This is a genomic window from Kribbella sp. NPDC049227, assembly GCF_043197265.1.
In the GTDB taxonomy this organism is placed as follows: Bacteria; Actinomycetota; Actinomycetes; order Propionibacteriales; family Kribbellaceae; genus Kribbella.
In genome coordinates, this window is sequence record NZ_JBICST010000006.1 from 446086 (window position 1) to 457883 (window position 11798).

The window sequence follows — 11798 nt, forward strand, 5'->3', positions numbered from 1 at the left end:
CTCTCAATTCCCTGCGTGCTGCGCGGCACTCGGCGGGCACATCGCGGCGTTGGAGGACGGGGCACGGAGAACCCCACTCCGAGCCCCGTCCTCCGCCTTGCGCTGCACTCCGCCGAGCACCTGCTCGCTACTGCAGGGAATTGAGAGACGTGCCCTAGTCTGCGGGGATGATCGTCATCGCACACCTGAGCGACCCGCATCTCGACGGTTCGGAGGAGCCACGATCCAGGCTCCGCCGGATCACGTCGTACCTGAAGGCCTTCACCCGGCCGGTCGACGTCATCCTCGTCACCGGCGACCTGGCCGACCACGGCCTGGAGTCCGAGTACGCCGAAATCGTGGCCGAACTGTCGACGGACCTACCGGTGCTCATGCTCCCGGGCAACCACGACGTCAGCGCGCCGCTCCGCGCCGGACTGGCGTCGTACGTCGACTCGCCCGGCGACGGGCATCCGGTGCATCAGGTCCGGGAGGTGGCCGGGGCGCGCTTCGTCCTCGTCGACAGCACGGTGCCTGGTGAAGACCACGGGCTGCTGTCCAACGACTCGCTCGCCTGGCTGGACGGCGTACTGCGGGAGCCGTTCGACGGACCGGTGTTCGTGGCGATGCATCACCCGCCGCTCGAGCTGCATCATCCGGTCATGGACCAGTGGATGCTGCACGACCGCGAGGGCCTCGAGACGGTCCTGACCGGCAAGACCCTCACCGCGATCCTGACCGGCCACGTGCACAACCCGATCGTGACAACGTTCGCCGGCCATCCGGTCCTCGGTGCTCCTGGCATTCGCTCGACCGTCCCGCTCCCGTTCGAACCCCCGACCTCAGGCAGCGGTGTCGTCGACCGCACCGCCCACCCAGGTCTCGCCCTCCACGTCCACACGCCTGGCGAAGCGCTGCAGACCCTCTACAGGTTCCCGCTGTGACCGGCGACCTCGTCCTCCGGCCGATCGGACGGGTCGAGTCGTCACTCGCGACCCGCGCGGAGGCTCCACGCCAGGGCGACGAAGGCGCACCGGACGCGTGGGTCGTGTTCGACGAGTCTGTCCGTGCCGCGCTTCAGGACCTCGCTCCGGGCGACGAGGTGATCCTGATCAGCTGGTTCGACCGCTCCGAACGCGACGTTCTCACCGTTCATCCACGCGGTGACCTGTCTCGTCCGGCGACCGGTGTCTTCAGCACCCGCTCCCCCGACCGCCCGAACCCGCTCGGCCTGCACCGCGTGACGATCCTGGCGACCGACGGTCTACGCCTGCACGTCGATCATCTCGAAGCCATCGACGGCACCCCCATCGTCGACGTCAAACCCGTACTCGGCGACATCACCGACCGCTGAGATGCCTCATCCCGGGACGCGCTGCCCGGCCGGTGCGCGGCTCGGGTAGGGGCCGGTGAGGTACGTGTTGATCTCGGCGACGGTGCCGTCGGGGTCACGGATGACGTGGCGGAGGCCGTTCCAGCGAGCGACCTCGACGCCGATCGCGATCAGCCGCAGCCGGCTCGCCCCGGAGGCGAACGGCTCGGGGCTGTCACATCGCCGCGTGTACCACGTGCCGCCCTGGTGGTAGGTCTCCACATCCGCGTGCAGCTCGTAGGTGCTGTCTGGTTCGTTGAGGTCAAACGATGTCATCCGGCCTGCCTTCAGCTAGGAATCCCGCCACCGAAGTCCATCACCCCGCACCGGTCCCGCACTGCGGCCGAAAGTCCTCGATCGTCAGGACTTCGGTCCCGAACGACCAAGCCCCCCGGACCACCAGGTCCGGGAGGCTTGCCTGCGCGCGGAGATCAGAAGTTGATCATGTGGCCTTCGAGGCCGTGGAACACTTCCTGCAGGGCCTCGCTCAGGGTCGGGTGAGCGTGCACGTTGCGGGCCAGCTCCTTGGTGGTCAGGTCCCACTTCTGCGCCAGGGTCAGCTCCGGCAGCAGCTCGGTGACCTCCGGGCCGATCAGGTGGCCGCCGAGGAGTTCGCCGTACTTGGCGTCGCTGATCACCTTGACGAAGCCGGTCGGGTCGCCGAGGCCGTGCGCCTTGCCGTTCGCGGTGAACGGGAACTTCGCGACCTTGACGTCGTGGCCCAGCTTGCGGGCCTCCTCCTCGGTGTACCCGAAGCTCGCGATCTGCGGCTGGCAGAACGTCGCCCGCGGGATCATCGCGTAGTCGAGCTCCATCGTCTCGTGCCCGGCGATGGTCTCGGCCGCGACCACGCCCATCGCCTCGGCCGCGTGGGCCAGCATCAGCTTCGCAGTCACGTCGCCGATGGCGAAGATGTTCGGCACGTTGGTCCGGCAGAAGCCGTCGATGTCGATCGCGCCGCGCTCGGTCAGCGCGACACCGATCTTGTCCAGGCCGTAGCCGTCGACGCGCGGCTGGAAGCCGATCGCCTGCAGCACCTTGTCGGCCTCCAGCGTCTGCTGGTTGCCGTCCTTGCCGGTGACGGTGATCTTGACCTTCTCGCCGGACTCGTCGATCGAGTCGACCCGGGTCGAGGTGAGTACGTCGACGCCGAGCTTCTTGTACGCCCGGGCCAGCTCCTTGGAGACCTCGGGGTCCTCGAGCGGCACCATCCGGTCCAGGAACTCGACGATCGTCACCTTCACGCCGTAGTTCGCCAGCACGTAGGCGAACTCGACACCGATCGCGCCCGCGCCGGCGATGACGATCGAGCCCGGCAGCTCCTCGGTGAGGATCTGCTCTTCGTAGGTCACCACGCGCTCGCTCAGCTGCGTGCCCGGCAGCAGCTTGGTGGTCGCGCCGGTCGCGAGGATGCAGTTGTCGAAGGTGACGGTCTCCGACGAGCCGTCGTTCAGCGTCACGTCGAGGGTGTTGGCGTCGGTGAACGAGCCCCAGCCGTCGAACTCGGTGATGTTGTTCTTCTTCATCAGGAAGTGGACGCCCTTGACCCGGCCGTCCGCCACCTTGCGGCTGCGCTGCACCGCGGTCGGGAAGTCGAAGCTCACCTCTCCGCTGATGCCGAAGGTCTTCGCCTCCGCCCGGAAGATGTGCGCCAGCTCGGCGTTGCGCAGCAGCGCCTTGGACGGGATACAGCCCACGTTCAGGCAGACACCGCCCCAGTACTTCTTCTCGATGATGGCGGTTTTCAGCCCGAGCTGGGCGGCGCGGATCGCCGCGACGTACCCACCCGGACCTGCGCCGAGGACAACAACGTCAAAGTGCGAGGCCATGAAGTGAACTTTAATCGGTCACTCCAATCGATCCGACACCACCTGCGGGCTCTGTGGCACGCCTCATGGTCACGTTCTGTAGACCAGGGTTTCGCCAGCAGCGTTTGCCGCCTACGCTGGCCTGGCGCGGGGGCCGTCTCCCTCCGCGCGCGTGAGGCGAGACGAATGGGGGCCTGATGGTTGTGGGGAACCGTCGGGGGCTGCGACTGGCAGCACTCGGCACGCTGTTGGCAGTGGTCGCACTGCCCGCGTACGCCGATGACCCGACCCCACCACCACCCGCGTCGGTGACGGACGTCAACCGGACCCTGGAGGAGCTCCAGGCCGAGGCCGCCGCTGTCCAGGCCGACTTCGCCAAGGCGACGATCGCCTACACCAACGCTCTCAAGGCGGCCCAGACCGCTGAGGCCGCCGCCAAGAAGGCCGAGACCACCGCGGCCGCCTCGAAGGGCAGGGCCGACGAGCAGCGCCGCCGGCTCGGCCTGCTGACCGCGCAGGCCTACCAGCTCGGCATCCCGACCGTGATGGGTGCGGAGTCGATGCTCTGGTCGCTCGCGCCGGTCGCGGAGAACCTGCAGGAGATCGCCGACCGCCAGACCGCGATCACCCAGCTCGGCAGCACCCAGGTCGCGCAGTACAAGGCCGCGACGGCCGCCGAGGCCGAGGCCGGCCGGACCCGGTCCGAAGCCGCCGGCAAGCGAGCCGCCGCGAACGAGGCGGCCGCCAAGGCCAAGGAGCTCAGTCAGCAGGTCCAGCAGAAGGCCACGTTCGCCGCAACGGCGATGGAAGGCCAGGCCGCCGACCTCGACGGTGCGTCCGAGCTGTCCAGGCAGCTGCAGCTCGCCCGCAACCAGCAGGCCCTCACGCGCTGGAAGACGTACCTGACCGAGCTCACCACCGCCAAGGTCAAGCCACCGGCGGCCGCCGTACTCAAGAACCCTGCCAAGCTCCCGGCCGGCCTGAAGCCGCTGACCGCGGCCGGTGCGCCTGTGCCCGGAGCGGCGTCGACCGTCACCGGCGGACGGACGATCCGGGTGTTGCCGGCCGAGACGATCCGCGCGGTCAACCAGGCCTTCAGCCTGCTCGGCAAGCCGTACGGCGTCGGCGCGACCGGCCCGGCCAAGTACGGCTGCCTCGGCGCGGCCCGGGTCGCGTGGCAGCCCTACACGACGCTCCCCAACCTGGTCGGCAAGGTCTACCCGAACTACCAGGCAGTGCCCAAGACCCAGGTCCAGCCCGGCGATCTGCTTGTGATGGGCAGCAAGTCTCTCGGCCTCGTCCACATCGGCGTCGCCCTCGACAACGGCGAGATGATCGCCGCCGACGAGGCCAAGGGCTCGGTCGTGGTCACTACCGTCCCGGACAACCTGTACTCCGCGCTGCGCCCGACGCTGGGCAAGCCCGCCAAGCCGCAGGTCGCCCCGACCCCGACCTCCGACTCGTACGCCTTCCGCTGCGGCAACACCGCGACGTCGTACGACATCGGCACCGGCGCCTGGACCTGGCCGCTCGCGGACGGCACCTACGAGATCGGTACGCCGTTCGGCCAGGCCGGCTCGATGTGGGCGACCGGCATCCACACCGGCCAGGACTTCGCGGCCGCTGTCGGTACGCCGGTCCGTGCGGCGACGTCCGGTGTCGTCCGGGTCGAGCACCCGGCCTGGGCCGGCAACCTGGTCCGGATCGACCACGGCAACGGCCTCGAGACCCTCTACGCGCACCTGAGCGCGATCGACGTCGCCGACGGGACGCAGGTCAAGGCCGGGCAGCGGATCGGCGCGGTCGGCACCGAAGGCAACTCCACCGGACCGCACCTGCACTTCGAGGTCCGGCTCGGCGGCGACCCGGTCAACCCGATGCCGTTCCTGGCCACCGGGTCGGCGAGCGTCGGGTGGGGCGGCTTCAGCAACGGCATGATCCCGTCCAGCAAGCTGTGCGGCCTCGGCTCCGGCCACAAGCTCCGCTGTGACGCGGCAGCGGCGTACGCGCAACTCGCCGCCGCCTACCGCGCCCAGTTCGGCAGGACGCTGTGCATCACCGACTCGTACCGCTCCTACACGTCCCAGGTCGACCTGTACGCCCGCAAGCCGTCGCTGGCCGCCCTCCCCGGTACGTCGAACCACGGCTGGGGCGTCGCGGTCGACCTGTGCGGCGGCATCGACCGGTTCGGCACGAAGCAGTACCAGTGGATGAAGAACCACGCTGCGACGTACGGCTGGGTGCACCCGTCCTGGGCCGAGCAGGGCGGCTCCCGGGAGGAGCCCTGGCACTGGGAATTCGGCAAACCGGCCAGTGCCTAACCAGGCTTGAGCTTCGGGAACACGTACGCTGGGCGTGTGGCCGAGCAGAAGACTCCCGACCGCACTGATCACAACATCACGCTGGACGCTGACGACGACCGGTGGGAGTGGCGGCGGCGCATCCGGGCGAACCCGACGAAGCATGTCGTCTACCGGATCGGCGTGGGCGTGGTCGGTGGGTTGCTGCTCATTGCCGCGCCGCTGACCGGGTGGTTGCCGGGACCGGGCGGGATCCCCTTGTTCATCGCGGGTCTCGCCGTACTCTCGAGCGAGTTCGAATGGGCCCAGCGCCTGCTCTACAAGGTCAAGGACTGGGTCCAGGCGCTCACCGCCTGGACCGGCAAGCAGCCCGCCTGGTTGAAGACGCTCGGCACCATCGCACTGTTCATCTGCGTGCTGATCGCGATCTGGCTCTACCTGGCCGTGCTCGGCGTGCCCGGCTGGTTCCCGGACTCCTGGGAGAGGTTGCTGGCGAAGCTGCCGCTGCTCCCCTGATCGAGCGCCGGGTACGCCGGCAGCTCGATCAGATTGCTGAACTTCTGGGCCATCCTGAGCATCTGGTTCATGAAGAACCTCGTGTTCAGGATCCGGTTCCGTGCGGTGATCCCGAACTGCGTCGCCGGGGCAAGGAACTGACCGGTCCGGCTGCCGTCCTGCGTGGTCTGCACCGCCTTGCGCAGTCGCGCTTCGTAGCGCGAGAACGCCGCCCGGTAGTCGCCGCGGGACTCCGCCAACTCCCCCGCCAGCACATACGCGCCGATCACCGCCGTACTCGTGCCCAACGCACCGAACGTGGCGCCGTACCCGGCGTCACCGAGCAGCACCACCCGGCCGGTGGACCAGCGATCCACGTGCACCCGGCTGATCGAGTCGAAGTACAACTCGGTTGCCGCGGGCAACGCGTCCAGGAGCCACGGCACGTGCCAGCCGACGTCCTCGAAGTGCTCGCGGACGATGGCCTTCTGCTCGTCCGGATTACGCCGGTCGTAGCTGAGCCGCGGTGACTTGAAGACGAACAGCGTCTGCACCAGCGCCGGGTCACGTCGGTCCGCACCGACGCTCGCCAGCTTCCCGGGCACGTTGTACTGCAGCGCGTCACCGCTGATGCCGACCGTGTTCGGCGCTTCCCACCCGGCAACGTAGTAGCCGAGATGCCGCTCGGTGACCTGCTCCGGCGCGAACGCGAGCCGCCGTACGACCGAGTGCATGCCGTCCGCCCCGACGACCAGGTCGTACGTGTCTTCCAACCCACTCTCGAACCGCACATCGACTCCGCCCGAATGCTCGCGCAGGCTCGCGATCGAGTCACCGAACCGGTACGACGCGTGCCCGCGGCTGTGCTCGTAGAACACACGGGACAGGTCGGCCCGCAGTACCTCGAGCTCGCCGCCGGCGAACTCCTCCGGCATCCGCAGCAACTGCCGGCCGTCCTCGTCGACGAACCGCATCGCGGTCCCGCCGGTCTGCCGCGCCCGCAGGTCCGGCAGCACGCCCATCTTGTCCAGGACGACCTTGTTCACGTCGCCGCGGAAGTCCACGGCGTACCCACCCTGCCGCAGCGCCGGCGCGACCTCGACCACGGTCACATCGTGACCGGACCGGCTCAGCCAGAGCGCCACCGACGGGCCCGCAACGCTCGCACCCGACACCAGAACCTTCATCTGTCCGCCTCCGTCATCGTTAACTGTGTCTGTCGGACACAATAAAGTGTATGGTAGACACAGTTCAAGCGATCTGGGAAGGACGGCGATGACGGAACTCCTCTGGGGGCGGCAGCAGCCGCCGACCCGCGGGCCGAAACCGGCGATGACACTGACCGGCATCGCGGAGGCGGCGATCCGGATCGCGGACGCCGAGGGCCTGGACGCGGTCTCGATGCAGCGTGTGGCTGACGATCTGCCGGTCACCAAGATGGCGCTCTACCGCTACGTGCCCGGCAAGACCGAGCTGGTCGCGGTGATGAGCGACCTGGCCATCGGCGAGCCGCCGGAACATCCTGGGCTGTCCTGGCGCGAGGCATTGCACGCATGGGCGATGGATCTGTTCGAGGGCTTCAACGGCCACCCGTGGCTACTGCTGTCCACCGTCGGACGCCGTCCCGTCGGGCCGAACGAGGCCGCCTGGCTCGATCGAGGCGTGCAGGCCCTGACCGATTCCGGCCTGAACGGCACCGAGCAACTCGACTCGATCCTGGTTCTGTCCGGCCACGTCCGCACGATCGCCCTGCAGACCGCCACCATGCCCGGCGGCCGGCAAGGTCTCACCGAGGAGGCCTTCACCGCTTCCTTCGCCGGGATCCTCGCCGCCGAGGCGGACCGGTTCCCGAGCCTCACTGCCGCTCTACGGACCCCGAGCGGCCAGGAGAACCAGGGACTCGCGTTCGGTCTCGACCGCATCCTCGACGGCCTCGAACTCCTGATCAATGCAAGGAATGCGTGAGCTTCGGCGAATTGAAACGTTGCCGATACGTGCTTGCGCTGAGGCCGTAGTGGGACTTGAAACGCCGGGCGAAGTAGTTCTGATCCGGCCACCCGACGGCCTCCCCGATCCGGGCGATCGGCAGGTCCGTGTGCAGCAGCTGAACGGCGGCCAGCTCGACCCGATGCCGGGACAGGTACGCCATCGGCGGCATCCCGGTCGCCGACTTGAACAACCGCACCAGATACCCGGGCGCGAGGTGCAACTCCTGCGCCAGATCGGTCAGCGTCCACGGCCGCGCCGGATCCGCCTCCATCATCCGCATCGCGGCCAGTACGGCGGGATGCGTCTGGCGACCGAGTTCGTCGCGTTCGCCGACGGTCCGCGCGACACAACTCAGGTACAGCGACAGCCACCCGATCAGATCACCGCGATGCCGGCGCATCGACTGGTTGCGTAGCTGCCGCAGGCCGTCCAGATGGCCGAGCGCCTCGGTGAGGGTCTCGTCGTCGAGGTGCGTGCTCAGCACTCCACGCCGCTGCGCAGAGAAAGGTCCAGTCCACAACAGGTAACCCAGCAAGGGATCCTCGCGCGTCCAGGCCAGTTCACGCTGGACCAGATCGGCCGAGAAGCAGCAGTTGTAGACCTCGAGCGAACGGCATTGCTCGTACTCGTGCCACACGCCCGGTCGCAGCACCACCACGTCGCCGACGCGCAGGTCCTGACGCCCGGCCTGGCTGTGGTGGACGCCTTCACCGCCCGTCACCAACGCGAGCTCGAAGAAGCTGTGCGTGTGCAGTGGATGGCAGTCCTCGTGCACATGCGGACCCGCGTGCACGATCGTCCCTTCGACGAAGTGCAGCAGTGTCCCTGTGGTCCTCACTGGCTCGTCGGCCATGCCTCACGATACGGGCCAAGGTGCATTTTGTGCTAGCGCGAGTGCACTCCGGGCTAGCCCCCGGCGGCGATCGGTCGCAGGATCGGGGGACAGGCGAAACCTCTCCGCCATCAATCCGTAACGCATCGAGTCGTTTCGCCAGAGCACCCAATGAATCGTTTCACTCGCCGGTTGGAGTCTTATGTCGAACCTCGCCGCACCGACCTTCCTCCGCTTCGAACACCGCACCGACACCGGACCCGTGGTGGGCATCGGTACCGCGACCCCACGGCTGTCGTGGCAGATCCCCACCGCGGACGCCGAGTACGCGCAGACTGCGTACGAGGTCGAGATCACCACCGGCTCGGCGCAGGTGTACACGGTCCAGTCCCCCGACCAGGTCCTCGTCCCCTGGCCCGGTGACCCACTCGCGTCGCGACAGTCGGCGCAGGTCCGGGTACGAGTGCGTGGGAACGACGAGTGGAGTGACTGGAGCGAGGCCGCGACAGTCGAGGCCGGTCTGCTCACGCCGGCCGACTGGAGTGCACGCTTCGTCAGCCCGCGAGGCAACAGCTACGGCTCCCCCGCTCCCCTGCTGAGCGGCGTCGCTGAACTGCCCGACGGCATCGTCAAGGCCCGCCTCTACGCCACCGCCCAGGGCATCTACCTGCCGGAGCTCAACGGCGAACGTGTCGGCGACGAGGAGTTGGCCCCGGGCTGGACGGCGTACCAACAGCGGCTCCGCTACCAGACGTACGACGTGACCAGCCTCGTGCGGTCCGGCGAGAACCGGCTCGAGTTCCTGGTCGGCAACGGCTGGTACCGCGGCCGGCTCGGCTTCCACGGCAAACACGGCCTGTACGGCGACCGTCTCGCCGTACTCGCCCAGCTCGAGATCACCACCGAGGACGGACAGGTCCACACCTTCGGCAGCGACGACAGCTGGACCGCGCGCGAGAGCGCCGTCGTCGCCGACGACCTGTACGACGGCCAGCGCACGGACCTGCGCCGGACACCGGGCAACGCCACGGCAGTCGACGTACTCGACGCCGACCTCAACCTCTTGGTCGCACCCGACGGTCCGCCGGTCCGCATCACCGAGATTGTGCCCGCGGTCGAGATCACGAGCTCGCCGACGGGCAAGACGCTGGTCGACTTCGGCCAGAACGTCGTCGGCCGGATCCGCCTGAAGGTCCGCGGCGGCGCGGCAGGCGACGAGATCGTCCTGCGCCATGCCGAGGTGCTCGAGAACGGCGAGCTCGGCGTACGCCCACTGCGGACCGCCAAGGCCACCGACTCCTACGTCCTGGCCGGGCCCGACGAGGTCACGCTCGACTCGCCGCTGACCTTCCACGGCTTCCGGTACGCCGAGGTCACCGGCGTCAGCGAACTGCGGCTCGACGACCTCGAAGCAGTCGTCGTGGGATCGGACCTGCGCCGCACCGGCTGGTTCGACTCGTCGCACGACCTGCTCAACCGCTTCCACGAGAACGTCGTCTGGGGCATGCGCGGCAACTTCGTCGACGTACCGACCGACTGCCCGCAGCGCGACGAGCGGCTCGGCTGGACCGGCGACATCCAGGTCTTCTCGCCCACCGCGAGCTTCCTGTTCGACACCGCCGGCTTCCTCACCAACTGGCTGGCCGACCTGGCCGCCGAGCAGCAGAAGGACGGCTCGGTGCCGTTCGTGATCCCGGACGTACTCAAGCACGACGGTCCGGCCACGGCCGCATGGGGTGACGCGGCAACGATCGTGCCCTGGGTGATCTACGAGCGCACCGGCGACGCGGGTCTGCTCGCCCGCCAGTTGCCGAGCATGCGTGCCTGGGTCGACAAGATGGCCAACCTGGCCGGCAGTGACCTGCTCTGGTCCGGCGGGTTCCAGTTCGGCGACTGGCTCGACCCGACCGCGCCGCCGGACAACCCGTTCCGGGCGAAGGCCGACCCCGACGTCATCGCGACCGCACACCTGGCCCGCTCGGCCGAGGTCGTTGCCAAGGCCGCGGAGGTCGTCGGCGACGCGGAGCTGGCCGGCGAGTACGCCGAGCTGGCCGCGCGGGTCCGGCAGTCGTTCGCAGCGGAGTACGCCACCGAAGGCGGTCGCGTGCTGAGTGACGCGGCAACGACGTACGCGCTCGCCCTGCAGTGGGCGCTGCTGCCCACCGACGCACAGCGTCAACGTGCCGGCGAACGTCTCGCCGACCTCGTCCGGACGTCGGGCTTCCGGATCAGCACCGGATTCGTCGGTACGCCGCTGATGGCCGACGCACTGGCCGATTCCGGACATCCTGACCTCGCGTACCGCCTCCTGCTACAGACAGGCTGCCCCTCTTGGCTGTACGCAGTGACGATGGGAGCCACGACGGTGTGGGAACGCTGGGACAGCATGCTGCCCGACGGCAGCATCAACCCCGGCCAGATGACGTCGTTCAACCACTACGCCCTCGGTGCGGTCGCCGACTGGATGCACCGCCGGGTCGCAGGTCTTGCCCCGGGCGATCCGGGGTACCGGACGATCGTGGTACGCCCGCTGTTCTCGTCGCACCTCACGAGCGTCTCCGCCAAGCACCTCACCCCGTACGGCGAGGCGGCGGTCTCGTGGACGCGCGCCGACGGCCGGATCACGCTGACGGTGACCGTCCCGGTCGGCGCCCGCGCACAGGTCGCCGTACCCGGTGCGGACGAGCAGGTCGAGGTTGGCCACGGGACGCACGAATGGACCGGTGACGACACGTACGCCGCGATCCCGGCACTGCCCGCGGATGCGAGCATCCGGCAACTGATGGACCACGAGCCGAGCTGGGACGAGATCTCCGCGGCGGCCCAGGAGACCGAGGTCGTCGCCGACGACGCCGAACTGGCCGGCCGGCTGGAGCGGTACCTCGACCAGCCCGCCGCCCAGTTGGTGGAAGCCATCAGCCCCCGTGGCTTCTCCCCCAGCGCCGAAGCTCTTCAGGCCAGGCTCGAAGCCCTTCTCGACAACAACTGACCCACCCACCTGGACGACTCCGCCCCGCTGCAGA

Annotated in this window: 10 protein-coding genes; 6 read left to right on the top strand and 4 right to left on the bottom strand. The window is 68.8% G+C overall.

Annotation, left to right across the window (positions count from 1 at the left end; all coding sequences use genetic code 11):
• The first annotated feature begins 167 nt into the window (after positions 1–167).
• Positions 168–923 carry a metallophosphoesterase gene (locus tag ACGFH6_RS28200; RefSeq protein ID WP_393389863.1) on the top strand — a complete coding sequence of 252 codons (756 nt, stop codon included), beginning with the start codon at positions 168–170 and terminating at the stop codon, positions 921–923.
• The gene (gene tsaA, locus ACGFH6_RS28205; RefSeq protein WP_393389866.1) at positions 920–1333 is read left to right on the top strand and encodes a tRNA (N6-threonylcarbamoyladenosine(37)-N6)-methyltransferase TrmO; all 414 of its coding nucleotides are present in this window, start codon (positions 920–922) and stop codon (positions 1331–1333) included. Before ACGFH6_RS28200 ends, tsaA begins: the two co-directional genes overlap by 4 nt.
• A gap of 6 nt (positions 1334–1339) precedes the next feature.
• On the opposite strand, the gene ACGFH6_RS28210 is transcribed toward tsaA, so the two are convergent.
• Entirely contained in the window at positions 1340–1627 is a 288-nt protein-coding gene (locus tag ACGFH6_RS28210; protein ID WP_393389869.1) for a hypothetical protein, read from the bottom strand.
• A 155-nt stretch (positions 1628–1782) separates the two neighbouring features.
• The gene (lpdA, locus tag ACGFH6_RS28215) at positions 1783–3180 is read right to left on the bottom strand and encodes a dihydrolipoyl dehydrogenase (protein ID WP_393389870.1); all 1398 of its coding nucleotides are present in this window, start codon (positions 3178–3180) and stop codon (positions 1783–1785) included.
• Between the two features lie 176 nt (positions 3181–3356).
• Between lpdA and ACGFH6_RS28220 the strand changes: the two genes are divergently transcribed.
• On the top strand, positions 3357–5480 hold the full coding sequence (locus tag ACGFH6_RS28220; RefSeq protein ID WP_393389873.1) for a peptidoglycan DD-metalloendopeptidase family protein: 2124 nt from the start codon (positions 3357–3359) through the stop codon (positions 5478–5480).
• A gap of 36 nt (positions 5481–5516) precedes the next feature.
• On the top strand, positions 5517–5975 hold the full coding sequence (locus ACGFH6_RS28225; RefSeq protein WP_393389875.1) for a PGPGW domain-containing protein: 459 nt from the start codon (positions 5517–5519) through the stop codon (positions 5973–5975).
• Here the strand turns inward: ACGFH6_RS28225 and ACGFH6_RS28230 are convergent.
• Positions 5894–7141, bottom strand: a complete 1248-nt coding sequence (locus tag ACGFH6_RS28230) for an FAD-dependent monooxygenase (protein ID WP_393389878.1) — start codon at positions 7139–7141, stop codon at positions 5894–5896. The genes ACGFH6_RS28225 and ACGFH6_RS28230 overlap by 82 nt on opposite strands.
• An 88-nt stretch (positions 7142–7229) precedes the next feature.
• On the opposite strand from ACGFH6_RS28230, the gene ACGFH6_RS28235 reads away from it, so the two are divergent.
• A complete protein-coding gene (locus ACGFH6_RS28235) occupies positions 7230–7919 on the top strand; it encodes a TetR/AcrR family transcriptional regulator (protein WP_393389881.1) in 690 nt (229 codons plus the stop codon).
• Here ACGFH6_RS28235 and ACGFH6_RS28240 read toward each other — a convergent pair.
• On the bottom strand, positions 7900–8796 hold the full coding sequence (locus tag ACGFH6_RS28240; RefSeq protein WP_393389883.1) for an AraC family transcriptional regulator: 897 nt from the start codon (positions 8794–8796) through the stop codon (positions 7900–7902). The genes ACGFH6_RS28235 and ACGFH6_RS28240 overlap by 20 nt on opposite strands.
• A 181-nt stretch (positions 8797–8977) precedes the next feature.
• Here ACGFH6_RS28240 and ACGFH6_RS28245 point away from each other — a divergent pair, with 181 nt between their 5' ends.
• On the top strand, positions 8978–11764 hold the full coding sequence (locus tag ACGFH6_RS28245; protein WP_393389886.1) for a family 78 glycoside hydrolase catalytic domain: 2787 nt from the start codon (positions 8978–8980) through the stop codon (positions 11762–11764).
• Positions 11765–11798: the final 34 nt, after the last annotated feature.

Excerpts from the sequence above, each read along its gene's own strand:
- ACGFH6_RS28200 (WP_393389863.1), top strand. The coding sequence starts at position 168 with ATGATCGTCATCGCACACCTGAGCGACCCGCATCTCGACGGTTCGGAG.
- ACGFH6_RS28210 (WP_393389869.1), bottom strand. The coding sequence starts at position 1,627 with ATGACATCGTTTGACCTCAACGAACCAGACAGCACCTACGAGCTGCAC.
- lpdA (WP_393389870.1), bottom strand. The coding sequence starts at position 3,180 with ATGGCCTCGCACTTTGACGTTGTTGTCCTCGGCGCAGGTCCGGGTGGG.
- ACGFH6_RS28220 (WP_393389873.1), top strand. The coding sequence starts at position 3,357 with ATGGTTGTGGGGAACCGTCGGGGGCTGCGACTGGCAGCACTCGGCACG.
- ACGFH6_RS28230 (WP_393389878.1), bottom strand. The coding sequence starts at position 7,141 with ATGAAGGTTCTGGTGTCGGGTGCGAGCGTTGCGGGCCCGTCGGTGGCG.
- ACGFH6_RS28235 (WP_393389881.1), top strand. The coding sequence starts at position 7,230 with ATGACGGAACTCCTCTGGGGGCGGCAGCAGCCGCCGACCCGCGGGCCG.
- ACGFH6_RS28240 (WP_393389883.1), bottom strand. The coding sequence starts at position 8,796 with ATGGCCGACGAGCCAGTGAGGACCACAGGGACACTGCTGCACTTCGTC.
- ACGFH6_RS28245 (WP_393389886.1), top strand. The coding sequence starts at position 8,978 with ATGTCGAACCTCGCCGCACCGACCTTCCTCCGCTTCGAACACCGCACC.